The 1,355-nt window shown below is 60.1% G+C and carries 1 protein-coding gene; it reads left to right on the top strand.

Annotated features, from left to right (window positions below):
• Positions 1-51: 51 nt before the first annotated feature.
• Positions 52-1,328, top strand: a protein-coding gene (locus ACWETB_RS23865) for an IS3 family transposase (RefSeq protein WP_452214074.1) whose coding sequence is annotated in 2 segments (ribosomal slippage) — positions 52-334 and positions 334-1,328 — 1,278 coding nt in all. Because the reading frame shifts where the segments join, the coding sequence is not laid out codon by codon here.
• Positions 1,329-1,355: the final 27 nt, after the last annotated feature.

The raw sequence follows: 1,355 nt of genomic DNA on the forward strand, positions 1-1,355 counted from the left end.
TGATCCGTCCCGGTGTTTCCGGAGGGTTCGTCTCAAGGGAGAATGAAACCTATGGCAGCGGCAGGATCGAAGCGGTACTCGGCTGAGCTGAAGCGCGACGCGGTGGACATGGTCAGGCAGTTGGTGGCCCAGGGTTCCACGGAGTGGGCGGCGATGGGGAAGACCGCGGAGTTGTTGGGTGTGGGCTCGGCGGAGACGGTCCGCTGTTGGGTTCGTAAGACGCCGGCGACTGCGGCGGGCGGCGTTGCGGAAGCCGAGAACGAGGAGATTCGGCGGCTCAAGCAGGAAGTGGCGGAACTTAAGCGAGCGAACGGAATCCTGAAGGCGGCGTCGGCTTTCTTCGCGGCCGAGATCGACCGGCCACACCGCTGATTGTGGAGTTCATCCGCACTCACCAGGGTCACCGGGTGGGTGCGGATGGTCTTATCTGGGGCGTCGATTCGATGTGTGCCGTGCTCGGTGAGCATGGTATCCGCATCGCCCCATCCACGTACTACGAACATATCAACCGCGGGCCGAGTGCCCGTATGCTCGCTGATGCGCACGTCATTGATGCGATATTCACCCTTCGTCGGGAACGTCCGTTGATGCGTGTGTTGGGTTCGCGGAAGACATGGATAGTGTTGCGCAGCAATGGTATTGATGTCGCTCGCTGTACCGTTGAACGAGTGATGCGCGAGATGGGATGGCGTGGCGCGAGCAAGAAGAAACGGGTGCGTACGACCATCCCAGAGCCGAGCGCTGAGCGGCCGGCAGACCTGGTCGATCGACAGTTCTATGCTTCGGCGCCGAATCGTTTGTGGGTGGCAGATTTTACGTACTGTCGTACCGCCTCCGGGTGGGCGTATACAGCGTTCGTCATCGATGTCTTCGCCCGCAAGATCGTCGGATGGAAAGTGGCCTCGGAAATGACGGTGAACCTTGTGACTGACGCCATCAACAACGCGATCGACAATCGAAAGCGTTGTGGTGTAGTCGATTTGACCAAGCTCGTGCATCATTCCGATGCGGGATCACAGTACACGGCGATTGTGTTCGGGCAGCGACTGGCCGAGGAGGGAATCGCGGCTTCTATTGGCAGTGTCGGGGATAGTTACGACAACGCCCTGGCCGAGTCGGTGAACTCCGACTACAAGAACGAACTCGTCGACAACCAGCCGCGATTTCACGGTGCGACCGAACTGTCACTGGGCACCGCTGAATGGGTGGCGTTCTACAACCGGGAGCGGCCTCACAGCTACTGCGACGACCTCACTCCCGACCACGCTGAGCAACTCCACTACGCTCACATGCGCACCCTCAATCCGGAGGAGGCACTCACAACCTGAGCTCTCCGGAAATGCCGGGATGGATCA

The organism is Gordonia sp. NPDC003950, from assembly GCF_053605205.1.